This window comes from Bacillus sp. FSL E2-0195 (genome assembly GCF_038003645.1).
In the GTDB taxonomy this organism is placed as follows: Bacteria; Bacillota; Bacilli; order Bacillales; family Bacillaceae_G; genus Bacillus_A; species Bacillus_A mycoides.
This window is the reverse complement of the sequence record NZ_JBBOPN010000001.1, coordinates 1440860-1453897: the sequence shown is the minus strand read 5'-3', so window position 1 is coordinate 1453897 and position 13038 is coordinate 1440860. Positions and strand designations below refer to the sequence as shown.

Annotated in this window: 16 protein-coding genes and 1 riboswitch; of the genes, 2 read left to right on the top strand and 14 right to left on the bottom strand. The window is 34.0% G+C overall.

The features are described 5' to 3' along the window. Positions 1–80 precede the first annotated feature (80 nt). The 11 genes from MHH59_RS07515 to MHH59_RS07465 form a co-directional block, all read right to left on the bottom strand. Positions 81–611, bottom strand: coding sequence for a peptidoglycan recognition protein family protein (locus tag MHH59_RS07515; RefSeq protein WP_002011791.1), 531 nt, complete (start codon positions 609–611; stop codon positions 81–83). A gap of 79 nt (positions 612–690) precedes the next feature. Next, positions 691–927 (bottom strand): DUF3961 domain-containing protein, encoded by a 237-nt coding sequence (locus MHH59_RS07510; RefSeq protein ID WP_002011789.1) that lies wholly within the window; start codon positions 925–927, stop codon positions 691–693. A gap of 94 nt (positions 928–1021) precedes the next feature. Then, positions 1022–1231: a hypothetical protein gene (locus MHH59_RS07505; RefSeq protein WP_002126403.1), complete on the bottom strand. Its 210-nt coding sequence runs from the start codon at positions 1229–1231 to the stop codon at positions 1022–1024. 80 nt (positions 1232–1311) lie between these two features. Next, on the bottom strand, positions 1312–2598 hold the full coding sequence (gudB, locus tag MHH59_RS07500; protein ID WP_000225168.1) for an NAD-specific glutamate dehydrogenase: 1287 nt from the start codon (positions 2596–2598) through the stop codon (positions 1312–1314). 348 nt (positions 2599–2946) lie between these two features. Next, positions 2947–3555: a genetic competence negative regulator gene (locus MHH59_RS07495; protein WP_002126401.1), complete on the bottom strand. Its 609-nt coding sequence runs from the start codon at positions 3553–3555 to the stop codon at positions 2947–2949. A gap of 77 nt (positions 3556–3632) precedes the next feature. After that, on the bottom strand, positions 3633–4508 hold the full coding sequence (locus MHH59_RS07490) for a MerR family transcriptional regulator (RefSeq protein WP_340851016.1): 876 nt from the start codon (positions 4506–4508) through the stop codon (positions 3633–3635). Continuing rightward, entirely contained in the window at positions 4508–5284 is a 777-nt protein-coding gene (locus tag MHH59_RS07485) for a metallophosphoesterase (protein ID WP_002126398.1), read from the bottom strand. Before MHH59_RS07485 ends, MHH59_RS07490 begins: the two co-directional genes overlap by 1 nt. Before the next feature lie 71 nt (positions 5285–5355). Next, on the bottom strand, positions 5356–5835 hold the full coding sequence (locus tag MHH59_RS07480) for a LysM peptidoglycan-binding domain-containing protein (protein ID WP_002126396.1): 480 nt from the start codon (positions 5833–5835) through the stop codon (positions 5356–5358). 22 nt (positions 5836–5857) lie between these two features. Continuing rightward, positions 5858–6421 carry a CPBP family intramembrane glutamic endopeptidase gene (locus MHH59_RS07475; RefSeq protein WP_002064506.1) on the bottom strand — a complete coding sequence of 188 codons (564 nt, stop codon included), beginning with the start codon at positions 6419–6421 and terminating at the stop codon, positions 5858–5860. Then, entirely contained in the window at positions 6421–7950 is a 1530-nt protein-coding gene (locus MHH59_RS07470; RefSeq protein ID WP_002086642.1) for a RecQ family ATP-dependent DNA helicase, read from the bottom strand. The genes MHH59_RS07475 and MHH59_RS07470 overlap by 1 nt, the downstream gene beginning before the upstream one ends. Further along, positions 7940–9001, bottom strand: a complete 1062-nt coding sequence (locus MHH59_RS07465; RefSeq protein ID WP_002086645.1) for a helix-turn-helix domain-containing protein — start codon at positions 8999–9001, stop codon at positions 7940–7942. The genes MHH59_RS07470 and MHH59_RS07465 overlap by 11 nt, the downstream gene beginning before the upstream one ends. A 297-nt stretch (positions 9002–9298) precedes the next feature. On the opposite strand from MHH59_RS07465, the gene MHH59_RS07460 reads away from it, so the two are divergent. Next, positions 9299–9547: a ferredoxin gene (locus MHH59_RS07460; RefSeq protein WP_001151994.1), complete on the top strand. Its 249-nt coding sequence runs from the start codon at positions 9299–9301 to the stop codon at positions 9545–9547. A gap of 117 nt (positions 9548–9664) precedes the next feature. Here the strand turns inward: MHH59_RS07460 and MHH59_RS07455 are convergent, their stop codons facing one another. Beyond that, positions 9665–10243: an ECF transporter S component gene (locus MHH59_RS07455; RefSeq protein ID WP_002011769.1), complete on the bottom strand. Its 579-nt coding sequence runs from the start codon at positions 10241–10243 to the stop codon at positions 9665–9667. Positions 10244–10406: 163 nt separating this feature from the next. Beyond that, positions 10407–10546, bottom strand: a riboswitch (FMN riboswitch). 248 nt (positions 10547–10794) lie between these two features. Between MHH59_RS07455 and MHH59_RS07450 the strand changes: the two genes are divergently transcribed. Further along, positions 10795–11481, top strand: coding sequence for a hypothetical protein (locus tag MHH59_RS07450; protein ID WP_002011767.1), 687 nt, complete (start codon positions 10795–10797; stop codon positions 11479–11481). A 220-nt stretch (positions 11482–11701) separates the two neighbouring features. Here MHH59_RS07450 and MHH59_RS07445 read toward each other — a convergent pair whose 3' ends face one another. Together MHH59_RS07445 and MHH59_RS07440 are read right to left on the bottom strand one after the other, a co-directional pair. Continuing rightward, complete coding sequence (locus tag MHH59_RS07445; protein ID WP_002141020.1) at positions 11702–12316, bottom strand: peptidoglycan DD-metalloendopeptidase family protein; 615 nt, start codon at positions 12314–12316, stop codon at positions 11702–11704. An 85-nt stretch (positions 12317–12401) separates the two neighbouring features. After that, positions 12402–12983 carry a cob(I)yrinic acid a,c-diamide adenosyltransferase gene (locus MHH59_RS07440; RefSeq protein WP_002086651.1) on the bottom strand — a complete coding sequence of 194 codons (582 nt, stop codon included), beginning with the start codon at positions 12981–12983 and terminating at the stop codon, positions 12402–12404. Positions 12984–13038: the final 55 nt, after the last annotated feature.

The window sequence follows — 13038 nt, the reverse complement described above, 5'->3', positions numbered from 1 at the left end:
GCTCTATTTATATAAACAAGAAAAAACCTACTTACAGCAGTAGGCATCTATCTTTATTGTATTCATTTTTCATATATTTGTCATCTAAACGAAACATACATCCGATAGACATCTGCTAAAAACTGCTGAAATTTAATTCCTTGTTGCCCTAATACATTCTCAGGATCGATTTTCCGAGTAGGATCCAACGTTTTGTGTGACACAATAGCCTTTTTAGGATTTAAACCGAAATTTTGACATAAATAAGCGTGATACCACGTAAAACGAGTATACGCCTCCCAAAAGTTTACGTCGCCACCATAGCAAAGTTCAACCCCAATTGCAGCCTTATTCGCATCATAACCGAATAACTCATTATCCGTTGGCACATTGTATCGAACATGGTACGCAACTTCATTTATAGGGACAATTTCTAATATTGTTTTATCATCAATAAATGTATGCGCTGAAGCTTTCGGTTGTATTTCATTAAAGTAATCCCGATTTCCTATCGCATTGCTACCAGGGTTCCCCGTGTCATGACTTACAATAAATCTTACTTTTGAAAGAGGAATTCCTGGTCGTGAATTTCCATACCCAATATAGTTACGCTCTATAGGGAACATCGCCATTACTACCAACTCCTGCTCTAAAAAATTACCTTACTTCCTTATATATGTATTCGGTGGCAATGTCCTTATGGCATATTTCTTATGCGAAGAGAACATCGAAAATATTTGATGTGAATACCATAAATAATACAATACTTACAGCCACTCCGTAAAAACCGTAAAACCAAATACAATCTTCTTTCGTATCTAAACCGAAAAATTTATTTACCGATTGTAATAATGTGCCACGCTTGCTTTGTTTGTTTCGTAATACTTCCACTCGTTCTACAACATCTGCTGGCATCATAAATCTTTGGTCTACTGTCATTTTCATCATTTATCTCTCCTTAAAATCATTTCCGTTTTGCTTATCTAAGGAAAGTATAGCACGTTTGTTCGTGCAGAACAAGCGTTCTTTTTTATTTTTTATTCTATTTTTCACCAAACCAAGTAATAATTGTGAATATAAACGCGATAATTGGTCCAACTACAACTGCACCAAATATTAAAAATAATAATCCTTCGCCGAACACCCGAACGACACTTGTTTTTCGGGCTCTCTTAGCTCTTGCAAGTTCACCCTCTAACACCTTAACCTTTTCTTCTAATTGGTCTACTCGTTCCATTATTTCATTCCCCATATACAACACCTCATTTAATACTTCAACAAAAAAACGCGATTCCCTCGAAAGGAAATCACGTTTTCTCAAAACATTATATATTATACCCAACCTCTGAAGCGACTAGCCTCAGCCATTTTACGAACACCAATCATGTATGCAGCTAAGCGCATGTTCACTTTACGAACTTGTGATGTTTCATAAATTGAATCGAATGATTTTACCATTACTTTTTCTAAACGTTGTTCTACTTCTTCTTCAGTCCAGTAGTAACCTTGGTTATTTTGTACCCACTCAAAGTAAGATACCGTAACGCCACCAGCACTTGCTAATACGTCTGGAACAAGTAAGATACCACGATCTGTTAAGATTTTTGTTGCTTCTAATGTAGTTGGACCATTTGCAGCTTCAACCACAATTTTCGCTTTAATCTTATCAGCATTTTCTTCTGTAATTTGGTTCTCAATTGCAGCAGGAACTAAAATGTCGCAATCAAGTTCTAACAGTTCTGTATTTGAAATTGTATTATTAAATAGTTTTGTTACAGTACCAAAGCTATCGCGACGATCTAGTAAGTAGTCAATATCTAATCCATTCGGATCATGTAATGCACCGTAAGCATCTGAAATTGCAATTACTTTCGCGCCTGCATCATGCATAAATTTAGCTAAGAAGCTACCCGCATTACCAAATCCTTGAACAACAACGCGTGCACCTTTAATATCAATGTCACGTTTTTTCGCAGCTTCACGAATACAAATTGTTACACCTTTTGCAGTCGCTGTTTCACGTCCGTGTGATCCACCTAATACAAGTGGTTTACCTGTAATAAATCCTGGTGAATTAAATTCATCGATACGGCTATACTCATCCATCATCCATGCCATAATTTGTGAGTTTGTAAATACATCTGGAGCCGGAATATCTTTTGTCGGACCAACAATTTGGCTAATTGCTCGTACATAACCGCGGCTTAATCTTTCTAATTCACGGAAAGACATCTCACGTGGGTCACAAATGATTCCACCTTTACCTCCACCATATGGTAAATCAACAATACCACATTTTAAACTCATCCAAATAGAAAGTGCTTTCACTTCATTTTCTGTTACGTTTGGATGGAAGCGAATTCCACCTTTCGTTGGACCAACAGCATCATTATGTTGTGCACGATATCCTGTAAATATTTTAACAGTCCCGTCATCCATACGAACTGGAATTTTCACTGTCATCATACGAATTGGTTCTTTCAATAATTCATATACTTCGTTTGGATAACCCAATTTTTCTAATGCTTCATTAATTACAATTTGTGTTGAATTTAACAATTCAAAATGTTGTTCCCCTTGTTGTTGTGTTTTCGTTTGAGTTCCCTTTTCGGCTACCATAGTAAGTAAACCCCCTGTAATTTCACTTGTTTAGTAAACCTTCATTGCCTAGTATACACCGTTAAATTTGGAATGCAATAGAAAACGCTAACAAATATATACAAACTATTTTGTATTGCAAGCGTTTTCACTATTATTATAGTCCTTTTATTGCTTTTAGAAAAGTAAAATACTTAAATATTTAAATATTTTTTATTTTCATCAAAATACATTCGATAAAACCATTATTTCATCAAGAAATACTGATTACATTTTAACATACAGATCGGCTAGTCTTGTTACCTACACTTCGTTTTATAGATTTTAGATTTTCAGCTGAATAAAAATAAAACCTCAAGCTACGTTACATTAGCTGAGGTTTTGTTTTTTCACAAAGTAATTGTATATTTGTTCAATCGCTTGAGAATCCATTAATTCTTTACCATATTCCATTACGCGGTAAATTGTTGCTGTTGACGGATTACCGTACTCCGCTAAAATAGCTATAAAATCCGCCTTCAATAATTGAAATTGCTCTTCTTCTTCTATCCAAAGATAAAAACGATCATCCCACGTATACAACTTCCCATCAGTTACACCAAGGTTATATAAGCGATTTGACAAATTGATTACATCATCTAATGTAGCAAACTCGTAAAGTATATGTTCACTTTCATCAAGAGTCACTTGCATTTCAATAAACTCGTCACGGAACTCATCTTCTGTGTCCACTTCGTAATTTTCTTTTGTTACAATTACAACCATACCTTGAGCTTGTAGAGAAAATACTTCAACAGCAATCGGTCCATCCGCTTCAAACCCTAATTCTGTATTTGCTTCTTGCATCATATCACGGAATAATTGCTGTACTTTCGGTGCATTTCTCCACAAATCTTCTTTCGTTAATCCTCGTTCAGATAAATCATCAAATGTTAGGAAAATTTTAATCTTATTATAATTTAAACGTTCCAGTCTCATCTCATACCCTCCCTACGTAACCATTGCATCTAATTTTTATTATATGAAATAGAAAATAGATGGTTCTTTTCGAACGACTATTCCGGCATCTTTAACCATCCATCCCATTCTTCTTTTGTGTTACCAATTAGGATATTTTGAAGATTTAATTGATCTCCAATGCCTTTTCTTCCTATAAAACCACCAGAGATGTTTTCATTTTTTTCTTGCAACAAGTCAATAAATTCTACTGCCTCTTCAAGTTCTCGTTCATCATCAAAAGATATAAACAAATATTTAGGTTGTAATTGTTCAATAGCTAGTAAAATACCTTCTTCCTCTAAACTTGTCCCCATATACATTGTTTGATATCCTTTTAGTCGTAAATACGTCGCGAAAATAAATCCTTTTAATATATTATTTTCTAAAACGAAAACTTTGTTAACGGAAGAATACACCGACGCATTATGATAGATCATTCCTAAACGTGTTTGTAAGAATGATACAACATATTTGAATTGCGACATTGTAATCTCATTATTACTTTTTAAAGTTAACAACTTGTTTGCCACTTGAAGAATGATGCTTGCAACAACCTTTTCCGTTGAATATATACTAAAAACCTCGTTTAATAATGCAGAAATTGTAATTTCATCAAATTCTAACAAAGCTTGTAGTATATCGTCCACTAAAACAACTTCTGTATCAGTAATTTTTTCTTTTTGAACGTTGTTCTGCAACCGATTCCCTTCTAATAACTGAACTGCTTGTCCAATCATCATCCCCTCAGAAACTTTGTTCATTAACCATTTCAAAATATGAATATGCTCTTCTGTATATAAACGATGCCCCGCACGATTTCTCTTTGGGGCAATAATATGATAGCGTCTTTCCCATGCGCGAAGTGTACTCGGTTGAATTCCGAGTATATTTGAGACAGCTTTTATATTATATTTTCCATTTGAATTCGGCATTATTTCCCTCCGCATAACGTAATGATATGTGTTTGGGAAGGTGCCCGAAAACGAAGAGGGAACAATGTTGTTCCATACCCATTACTAACAAAGAGAGTCGTATTAGAATGCTTATATACGCCACCCTTTAAATACTTTTCAGATGGAAACAACCGAATCTGGCCTCCATGTGTATGTCCACTTAATACGAGCGAAATTTGTTCATTACCAGACATTTTCTTTATTATATCTGGGTTGTGACTAATTAAAATGCGAAAACCTTCTTCTTTACAATCAGACAACGCTAAATCTAAACGATCTCGTTCTAATCCAACATCATCGATACCGAGTAAGCAAATTTTCTCTCCTAATTCAGATTCAAATACAACTCTTGTATTATCTAATACCTTCACATTATTTTCTATTAATAAAGCATCTAATTCGTGATATTCAATTTCATAGTCATTATTTCCCCATACAAAATATACAGGGGCTATTTCTCTTAACTTTTGAATATTTAAAGAGATTTGCGATAAAGGTACTCCTTTTTCAGCTAAATCACCGCCAATAATTACGATATCTGCTTTTCCTTTCACTCGTTCAATTAGCGAGCTAGAAATGATCCTTCTATGAATATCCGAAATAAAAAAAACTTTAACTTTTTGAAAACTTTCCGGAAATTCTTCGAATACTAAAGTATGTTCCAACACTGTATTACGCATCGCTTCTTTATACATTCCAAGAAGACATACAAAACCAATGCATATGAGAGTACATAATAATATAATCCATGACATATATTTTTTACTCTCCCTCCTCGTAAAGTATAGTCCTTAATTTTATGTGGAGCTATATATCACTCATTTAGCTAGCTCTCATACTTCGTGGACTTATCTTTTATAGGAATTTTCAATTCTTGTCCTACCTTCACTTCGTCTTCTTGTAAATCATTATACTTTTTTATTATTTCTATCCCATCTTCATCTGAGAAATATTGCTTCGCTATACTTTCTAAAGTTTCTCCATCTTTCACAACATGAGTTGCTACTTTCTCAGGCTGCTTCTTTGATTCAGTCTTAGCGGAATCAAAGAAAATTACTTCAAACGCACTTTTCTCAGCATTATTACTATCACTTTTTACCTGTATATACTTATCCGTATACCATAGGATACTAATAGGTAACAATATGAACAAAAATGTTAACACTCGGACGAAAATGTGATTCATTTTAAACTTTGGTTTGTTCTCTTTATTTCTATGAATTTCACTACGCGGCGGTAAACTTTCATCTTCTTCCACTTGCTCAACTTCTAACTCCTCTTCAAAATCAGGAATTCGTTTTCTCATGTTGTTCACCACCACCTTCCATTTATTTTCTTAATTGGAGCCCCATTATAAAATCAACAAGAAAGTGTGCAAAGATTGTTATAAACAAATTTCCTGTCCACTCGAATACATAACCAAAAACAAAACTAATAAAGCAGACGAAACAAAACAAAAAAGGCTTCGTTATATACCGAATATGTAACACAGCAAAAATTAAACTCGCTATTACAATTCCGAAATGAGTCTGCACTACACCTCTAAATAAAAACTCTTCCGCAAAGCCAATAATAAACGTGATAACGAGTAAATGCATGACAGAAATCCCTTGAAACATTCTATCGTTAATGCCACCATCATCAAACCAAGATTCTGGAAACACTCGCATTGCAACATAATCTAATAACACAATACAAATCGCTAACAAGCTACCTATTAAAAGTATAGAAACCGGTTCCCATTTCCATAAACTATAAACTTCTCTTTTATCTTGAAATAATATATATGCTAGTAAACAACCGATACCAATAATGATTAGTTGTGTTATGTAGAGATTCAGTCTTATTTCTCTCGGACTCATATCTTCAACATTATGCCTTTGAATGTTCATCATTCCTCCATCTTTCCTAGGCCGAAAAGCTTTTGTAACTCTGTTTCCCAATTATAGTCGAAAACTAACTGTTGCGCTCGTCTTTTTTTATAATCCGTTTTTGTAATACCACAGTAATCACAACAGTTTTCTATCTCTTTTTCTTTTCTATAACCGAATTGTTGTAATAAATATTCACGTCTACATCCTTGAACTTGTATCCATGACTTCATATTTTCTAACTCACTATATTTATTACGCATTCTCACTTCCACTTCCGCTATTAATCTGTGCATTATTTCATCTGACAAGCTCTCTAGCATGAGATTTCGCTGTTGTATGATTCCAAGATGTTCGAGATGATAACGTGTAAAGCGCCAATACTGTTCATTAAATCTTGCTGCATTATAACAAATTTCTTCTACATCTTCTAATGGTAATACTTTCGTTTGAAACATTCTTTCTTGTAGTAACGAAAATAAAAATTGTATTTGCGATTTACTTGGTAATTCATCTTCAATGATTGAAATTGGCAAATCGTGATCCAATGGACTACATAATAAAATGGCTATACTCAATTCTCCATCTCTTCCGGCTCTTCCAATTTCTTGTAAATAGGAAGCTACATTTGTCGGATATTGAAAATGAATAATATATCTTGTATTCGCCTTATTTACCCCCATCCCAAAAGCACTTGTACATATTACAATTTGCAACTGGTCATTCATAAACTGTTGTTGAATTAACATACGCTCTTCATGTTCCATACCACCATGATAAAAAGCTACACCTGTAATTCCTTTTCCTCTTAAATACTCGGTTAAACGCTCTGTCCAGGCCCTACTTGAACAATAAACAATACCAGGGCCTTGCAAATACATTACATGCTCAAAAAGCGCCTCTTTTTTTTCTTCTATTGTTTCCACAAATTGCACTTCCATCGCAATATTTGGACGATCAATTGAGTACACATGCTCAGCAATATTTTTTAGATTTAAACTTTCCGCTATATCTCGCAGTACATCCTTTGTCGCAGTTGCTGTTAATGCTAGTACTGTCGGAGATCCGATACTCTCAATTACTTTATCTAATTTTTTATAATCTGGCCGAAAATCATAGCCCCATTGTGAAATACAATGCGCTTCATCTACGACAAATAATGAAATATGAATTTTTTTCAATTCTCTTATTAGAAGTTCCGACTGCAACATCTCTGGTGATACGAAAACAAATTTATAAAAAGATAGCTTTTTCATTGCTTCTCTTTTTTCAATTAACGTCCGAAAACTATTCAATGCAATAACTCGATTTTTCACGACATACTTTAATTGCGTAACTTGGTCTTCCATTAAAGATAATAATGGTGATACAACAAGCACCGTACCCTCTTGCAGAAGCCCCGGAAGTTGATAACACATTGACTTTCCCCTTCCAGTCGGAAGCATTGCTACAACATCTTTTCCTTCCAATAAGTCCGTAATAACTCCTTTTTGCCCCGGACGAAATTCAGAATATCCAAACCACTTATATAAATATTCCTCAAGCTTCATTTATACCCTCCATCCGTGCCAATACAAGACGTACTTCAAAATAAGAGATTTCCTCTCCAACCGCTTGCTTCAACACACGCAATTTACGTGTTTGTAATGCTTCAATTACTTTTGTTACTTTTTCCATTTTTTCTTTTTCCATAAACATTTCAATAGAAAATTCTTTTTCTCGTAAAGCAATTTCTACAAAATGGTCTTCTATCGTGGCAACCTTCAAATTCCGAATTGTTGCTATTTCTTCTAAAGAGCGTCCTTGTCTCCAAAGATTATATGTTTTTTTTGTTGATAAACTAAATAAATCAGCTTTCTCATTTGGATAAGATATAATTTCAGCTAATAATGGAAACTCATTTTCTTTATTGCGAACTTCTTGAATAAGGAAATGAATTGTACCCCAAAATAAAAAATACACTCGAAATATATCTTGTTTCGTAATTTCCGCTAATTGTTGTAAAGTACACCCAATACGTTTATACCCAGTTAACCGATATATTACAATTGTCGCCTCTACTGGATTATTTTTTTGTAAAAGAGTATGCATTTCCTTCCATAATCTTTTAGCCAATTCACTTCTCATATACGGTATTCCAGTGAGAAAACGTTTCACCCACATCATTATTTCTGTATCCTGTTGAATTGGAATAAATTTCGTATTCGCCTGTTGTAAATTCGAAATGGTTTGAACGATCAATGATAATCTCTTCCAAAATGTTTCACCTATTTCACCATAGTGTAAACCATTTAAATATGTCGGAAAGGCAAAGTCACCTTCCCATTTGTTTAATTGCACGTTACCAGCAGTCGTTAACACATATGTATTATCATGTATACCTTGAACTAAATCCGTTTGTAACAACTTTGCAACTTCTTGATCATAATCAGCTCTATTTAATGACTTATAAATCCCAAACAAAAAAGAAATTTGAAACATATTCCCATCTTGTAATGTTTGCGACGATCTCTTTCCTTTTAATAAATAATAAATCGAAGAAACGGTTCTTTCACCATTCAATTGTTTTAAACAATATAATAAAGTATATTGTAGCTGCATTACCGCTTCCACCTCTCAGTCTAACTTCATTCCTTTTTCAATACGATTGCACATTAACTGCTATTCATTTAACTTATCATATTCACACTACATGCTTGTATATATTCTATTGTATCAAACGAAATAACATTTAAGTATTTTGAAAATCTTATGAAATAATTCAAAAATAAGTTGACACTCTAATTGATAAGCATTATCATTATAATTTTATGTTGAAAAGTTTTTAAAACCGTTTTACAATAAGATTATAATTTTTTGGCGAACTTTTCACATACATATTATCAGGAGGGAAAAAATATGGCAAAATATACAATCGTTGACAAAGATACTTGTATTGCATGCGGTGCTTGTGGTGCTGCTGCACCAGACATTTATGACTATGATGATGAAGGCATTGCATTTGTAACATTAGACGATAACCAAGGTATCGTTGAAATTCCAGATGTATTAATTGAAGATATGATGGATGCATTCGAAGGTTGTCCAACTGACTCAATTAAAGTTGCTGACGAATCATTTGATGGCGACTCTTTAAAATTCGAATAGTCTTTTATTAACTTCAAAAAATCCCCCTCATACTTATGAGGGGGATTTTTTGCACTCTTTTTCATTCTCACTAACAAAAAAACCATTAGCAGTTACGCTGCCAATGGTTTAATATTTTTAAGCATTTTTCATTTTTGCAAATACCCATACTTTCAAGCGTGAAAATAGTGCTACAAATACAATTGTTACAACAATTCCTTTAATTACATTAAACGGTAATATCGCCGTTACAATAGTTTGTCGCATAATATCACTAGACATAGCTGGTGAATTTAAAAACCAAGTGTACGCTGGTAAAATAATAAAGTAGTTTAACACACTCATAATAACTGTCATAGTAATTGTACCTAGCATTAATCCTGTCGTTAAACTTTTTACTGTGCGATACTTTCGGAATAAGAATGCTGCTGGACCAATAAATAAACATCCCGCTATAAAGTTTGCTACTTCTCCTACTGGTACTCCCGTTAAACTTCCTTGAATTCCGTAATGCAAAATATTTTTTATCGCTTCTACAATTACACCTGCAATTGGACTAAAAATTATCGCCGCAATTAAAGCTGGCACATCACTAAAATCAATTTTTAAAAATGGCGGAAGCCCTGGGAATGGAAAATCCAACATCATTAGTAAATACGCAATACTACTTAGCATCGCTACACTCACCATCTGCACTACACTGTTTTTTTGTTTCATCTTTCTCTCTCCTTTTCCATCGATCTTCTCATGGAAAGTGGAAAGGTTCTGCTATGCCTATTTTTTCATAGAACGAAAAAACCCTTTGTGATTTACACAAAGGGAGAATTTTAAGGCACATCAAACAGACGTTCAAATACTTATCTTTTTTGAACGCTTGAACCTCCATCTTCTCCCATCCAGACTGTACTGTCGGCTTTGGAATCACACCAAATCCTGCCTTAACGGCTCGCGGGCTTAGAACGAAATTATTAAATGTTCATCACCGCCGGTCGGGATTTTCACCCTGCCCCGAAGATAGACCGATATTCTATTTTCCACTTCATTATACAACAACATGATCGTATTGTGAACAAAAAAAGTGTAACTTACTAAAAATAAGTTATTGATTTTATATAATTAAAGAAACAATCACTATATTTTACAATACAACCCATATTTTTTATAATTCGGTATTTCTCTTATGAATCCCCCTAGTCATATGTCGTCAAAAGTGATAAGATGTTGAATTGTTAAGATAAGAACATTTTCTGAGTTATGGAGGAAATGTCATGAAGAAAGATAAAAGACACTCTATTCGAGAAGCAATGAAAAAGAACTTAAGAAAAGAATACTTTTATTTGAAAAAAGAATTACTTTTCTACTGTCCAATTGATCTAGGCACATTCTCAAGAGAGACATACTACGCTACTTTTGACCAAGATGGCATAAGTATTTATCAGTATGATAAAAAAACAGAAAGTAAATTAAAATTGTGTGAGCGTCATCCATGGAAGAGTTGGAATAAGGTAAAAGTTGATCACTATTTAACAACTTCTCAATTTATTTTCCAAGGTGAGCGAAACTGGATTTTATCCCTTTTCCAAAAAGGAAAAGAAGCTCAAAAAATAATTGAAGAACATACATCTTTACAAACGGAAGTTGTTTCCCGTCCGTTTTCCAAGAAACTTCCTGGTTTCCGTTCTGATACTCCATTGAATAAATACATCGGTAGCATTTGTTACACTGCACTTATTGCATTTTTATTAAAATGGATGATTCCATTTCAAGCACCACAAATCGCCCTGTATTCTCTTTCAATTGGCTTTATGCTTCTTGGTTTACTTTGTCTTACAATTGGTCTAATCGAACCAACTATCGTACTATTTCGGACAAAAGAAAAAACAAGAACAAAAGTCTTTTACTTATATAGCTACTTAGCTATTACTGGATTTATATGTGTCTTTATTTTTTGGTAAAAGAAGCCGTCCCAAAAGATCTTTTGGGACGGTTTTTCGTTAAGGATAGGTTGCTCTTACTGTCGCATTTTATTGTTAGTCGACATTTCTTGTCGAAATGTCAATATAATAATAGCTATGTTCGATATAAATTTGCGTCGATATAATTTCATTTACTATCGCAATCTTAAATAAGAAAAAAATAAATTTATTCAAAAGTTATGCTTTTGAGACGTTGCCTTTACTTGACGTATAGTTGTTGGTTCGGATAGATTTGCTCTTGTCGCAATCCATTCCTCACTTTAATTTCCTCAACTGTCATACTAAATTTCCGGGCAATACCAACTAAAGTATCACCTTTTTGTACAATATATAGTGATGATGACACAACTTGATTTTTTTGTTCATTTAAAACAAGCAACGGATTCATCGCATTCCTTTTCTCCATCGTCCATCTCCCTTGATGCACTTCTAAATGTAAATGCGCTCCTCGCGATTCTCCTGTATTCCCTACCTCTCCAATTAGCTCTCCTTTTGAAATGTTATCACCTTGAACTACATATCTCTTATTTAAATGCGCATAAACAGCCTCATATTCTCCATGTTTAATAAACACAACATTTCCATAACTACTTGAAAAATAAGACTTTGTCACCTTACCATTTTGAATAGCTGCAACAGGCGTTCCAATAGGCGCAGCTATATCAATACCATAGTGTTTCCCATGTCTTGTCCCAAAATAATCACTTATCTGCCCATCAACAGGCCATATCCACTGATTCCCTTCAGCGTAAACATGTAATTGAGATAAAAATAATACACTCAATATCACCACGCCACATTTTAACGCTTTCATATACATCCTCCGTTTTCTAATAACCGTCATACCTTCTCTATTGTGGGATATTACAGAAAAAAGTATACAAAAAAAAGAAAGTGGATTACTCCACTTCCTTCTCTTCTTTATTACGAAAAACAAGTGCACTGCGGTTATACTCCACATCTTTCACTTGTAAACGCGCATTTATTACTCTAGCAAGCGCAAATAAATAATCAGATAACCTATTTATATACTTTAGAACAATTTCATTGGTTTCTCCTTCTTTTTGCAATGACACTATACAACGTTCTGCTCTTCTTATAACTGTACGTGCAATGTGTAGTGCAGCCGATATCTCGCTACCGCCTGGTAAAATAAAACGCTCTAAAGGCGGCGCTTCTTCTGTATACGAATCAATTCGTCTCTCTAAATACTCGACCATCTCTATCGTTACTTTATAAGGGATTTTCTTCTCTACTATTGCTAAATCCCCTCCACAATCAAATAGTTCATGTTGAATATTTTCAAGTTCGTTATAAATGTTACGAAAACATTCCTCTTGTAATTTAGACATGGCATATCCGATATGAGAATTCGCCTCATCAATTGTTCCATAAGCTTCTACACGTATATGATCTTTATCCACTCGGCCACCTATGACACTCGTTTCCCCTTTATCACCTGTTTTTGTATAAAGTTTCATTTCATTATGACACCTCTCTTTTTATTTTCATTCTGATTATTAAAGAAAAAAACTC